Source organism: Dietzia sp. B19 (genome assembly GCF_014145155.1).
In the GTDB taxonomy this organism is placed as follows: domain Bacteria; phylum Actinomycetota; class Actinomycetes; order Mycobacteriales; family Mycobacteriaceae; genus Dietzia; species Dietzia natronolimnaea.
In genome coordinates, this window is the sequence record NZ_JAALED010000432.1 from 1 (window position 1) to 3,321 (window position 3,321).

The window sequence follows — 3,321 nt, forward strand, 5'->3', positions numbered from 1 at the left end:
TCGGCCTGCTCACGATCGCGCTTGCGGTAGACCACCCCGCGCCCGTCGGCGGTGGTGACGGTGGCGCCGTCGACCCGGCTCAGCGAGTACCAGCGCGCCTCCACGGGCGGGAAGTTCGCCTGCGGCACCTCGTGGTGCGCCTTGTCGTCCCGGCTCAGGGTGTGGATGAGCCCCTTGCCCAGGGCGAGGGCCTTGCGGACCGGGCCCCGGGGCTCGGAGTGGATCCCGGCCGGGCCGCCGGAGGGCGCGGGCAGGTCCACGGCCGAGGGGATCACCACGGCGTCGGGGAACCGCGCGCGCATCGCCCGCACCTTGGGCAGGGCCGTCGGCAGCAGCTCGTAGAGCGCCTCAGGTCCTCGCAGGAAGTCGCGGATGGCCTCGATCTGGATGGCCACCGTCGAGTACTCGAGGCACACCAGGTGCTTGACCAGCGCCTTGAGGCTCGACTGCATGATGCCCTTGTGGTCGCCGTCGTGGTACAGCGACGCCACCACCAGCCGGTTGCGCAGGTGGAAGTAGGCCTGCCAGTCGATCGCGTCGTCCTTGTCCGACCACGCCATGTGCCAGATCGCCACCCCCGGCATCGAGACCGTGGGGTGGCCGGCGCGGCGCGCCCGCAGGCCGTACTCCGCGTCGTCCCACTTGATGAACAGGGGCAGGGGCTGGCCGATCTTCTCCGCGACCACCCGCGGGATCAGGCACATCCACCAGCCGTTGTAGTCCACGTCGATCCGGCGGTGCAGTTCCTTGGGGTTCTCCCGGTCGGTGAGGGGGTACCGGGAGAAGTCGTAGTCGTAGTCCGCGTGCGGGGCGGCGGTCCACATGAAGTCGTGCGCCCCCACCACCTCGCCCATGGTGTGGAGGTGGCTGCGCTCCTGGAGGTTGAGCATCTGGCCGCCGACCAGCATCGGCACGCGCGAGAAACGGGCAAAGGCCAGGGCCCGCAGGATCGAGTCGGGCTCGATCTCGATGTCGTCGTCCATATAGAGGATGTACGGCGAGTCGGTGAGCCGCCGGGCCTCGTACATGATGCGGCTGTACCCGCCCGAGCCGCCCAGGTTGGGCTGGTCGAAGATCCGCAGGCGCTCGCCCAGGTACTCGGCGGCCTCCGCGAACCCGGGCTCGTCACGCACCTTGCGGTCGCCCTGGTCCGGCATGAGCACCGCGTCCAGGACCGCGTCCACCTCGGGGTCGGAGGTGAGCGCCCGCAGCGCCGCGACCGCGTCCCCGGGGCGGTTGAAGGTCGGGATACCGACGGTCACCCGGCGGTCGTTGGGCACCTGCACCGACGGATCGGGGGTGCCGTCCGGGCCCGCGTCCGGGCGGGTGGCCGGCGCGTCCACGGCCGAGTACCACCCACCGGCGAGCACCTCGACGTCCGTGTCGGAGGTGAGGTCGAACCAGATCCACCCGCCGTCCTCGAACGGGCCCAGGTCGCAGACGAACTCGACCGTCGTGACCCGGTCCGCCCCCGACTCGCCCGGCTCGCCCACGACGTCCCCGGTGATCGCGATGCGCGAGCCGTCGATCTTGGACCGGTAGAGGTCCACACGGCCGGCGCCGCGGATCGTCAGCCGCAGGACCACCTCACCGAGGATCGTCCAACGACGCCAGTACGCCGCCGCGAAGGCGTTGAAGTAGGTGGCGAAGGAGACCTCAGAGTCCGCGCCGACGCTCAGGGTGGTGCGGCCGGCGGAGTGGGCGCGGCGGGCGTTGGTGGGGGCCTCGGCGAGGTAGAGCGATCTCACGTCCAGCGGCTCGCCGGCCCGGGGCAGGATGACCCGCTGGAGGCACTCCCGGCCGATCGGGTCCGCGAGACCGGCGACCGACCGCTCGACCTCGTCGACCAGTTCGTGGTGGCCGTGGTGGTGCATATGGATGAGTCCCCGTCCCTAGTCGAAAGCCGGGTCGATCGTACCCGGCGGGCCGGGGCGATCCCTCCCACCACGCGGAACCGGGGGTTCAGCGGCGTGGACGCGCCACGTAGGTTTGTCTCATGCAGCTCTCCGCCACAGCCCGGCCCCGTCCGACCCTCCGCACCGCCCTGGGCATCCTCGCCCTGTCGGTGCCCCTGGCGCTCGCCGGGTGCGGCACCGACGACTCACCCGCCGAGGACGCGGCCACCGGCACGACCGCGGGGACGCAGACCGGGGCCGAGGCGTCCGACGGAGGGACGGCCGACGCGGTCGAGTGCCCGCCCACCGAGGGCACCGACGAGCGGATCACCTCGTTCGACTCAGCCCCGCCGATGTGTCTGACCCCCGGGGTCGACTACTCCGCCGTGATCACCACCGACGCCGGCGTGGTGACCGTGGACCTGCTCGAGGACAAGGCGCCGGAGACGGTGAACAACTTCGTCTTCCTGGCCCGCCACAAGTACTACGAGGGCATCACCTTCCACCGGGTGATCCCCGGCTTCATGATCCAGGGCGGCGACCCGCAGGGCACCGGCAGCGGCGGACCGGGCTACCAGTTCTCCGACGAGCTCCCCGCCCAGGGCGAGTACGAGATCGGGTCCATGGCCATGGCCAACGCCGGCCCGGACACCAACGGCTCCCAGTTCTTCATCGTCACCGGCGACTCCGGCGTCTCCCTGCCGCCGGCCTACAGCCTCTTCGGCACCGTCACCGACGGGATGGACGCCGTCACGGCGATCGAGGACGACGGCAGCCCGCAGGGCGCCCCGCGGACGGTGCACACGATCGAGTCGGTCGAGATCGTCGAGGGCTGAGGCGGGCGCCGGGGGCTGAGGCGGCTCCCGGGCCTCCCGACCCCGGGGCCGTACGTCAGTACCCGCTCGACCCGCCGCCACCGGAGAACGAGGCGTTGGAGTAGCTCGTGTTGGTGGAACTCGCCGCCTGGGCCGCCTGCACGTCGTGGGCGTGCCAGCTCGAGACCACGTAGAACGGCACGAAGCCGTTGTAGCCGTAGCCGGCGCGCCAGTCCCGGTCGTACAGCCTCGGCGCGTGGCGGTCACCCGCGTCGTCCGCCGCCTCGACATCCGCCATCTCCCGGGCCCGGATGGCCTCCACCACGAGCCGGTAGTCCACCACCAGCCGTGCGTAGCGGTCCATGAAGTCGGCGGCCTGCGTGTCCCGGGAGAGCTCGTCCGCCCGCGCGTCGAGGGCCCTGGCCTCGGCGGCGAGACGCTCGTCCTCGGTCCCCAGCGCGGCGGCCAGCATGTCCTCGTGGAGCTCGCCGAGCTGGCGGCGGCGCACGTCGGCGTCACCCTGCTCCATGCGGAAGAGCTGGTCGATGTTCTTCTCCGCCGTCTCCATCTGATCGACCGTGGTGTGCGCGGTCTCGATGTCGTCGGCCTTC

Annotated in this window: 2 protein-coding genes and 1 pseudogene; 1 reads left to right on the forward strand and 2 read right to left on the reverse strand. The window is 71.6% G+C overall.

Annotation, left to right across the window (positions count from 1 at the left end):
• Positions 1-1,874, reverse strand: a 1,874-nt coding sequence (locus G6020_RS12195) for a glycosyltransferase (RefSeq protein ID WP_182610814.1), incomplete at its 3' end; no start/stop codon positions are given.
• Positions 1,875-1,996: 122 nt separating this feature from the next.
• On the opposite strand from G6020_RS12195, the gene G6020_RS12200 reads away from it, so the two are divergent.
• On the forward strand, positions 1,997-2,731 hold the full coding sequence (locus G6020_RS12200; protein WP_182610815.1) for a peptidylprolyl isomerase: 735 nt from the start codon (positions 1,997-1,999) through the stop codon (positions 2,729-2,731).
• Positions 2,732-2,786: 55 nt separating this feature from the next.
• Here G6020_RS12200 and G6020_RS12205 read toward each other — a convergent pair.
• A pseudogene (locus tag G6020_RS12205) lies at positions 2,787-3,321 on the reverse strand (DUF5129 domain-containing protein); the annotation flags it as partial.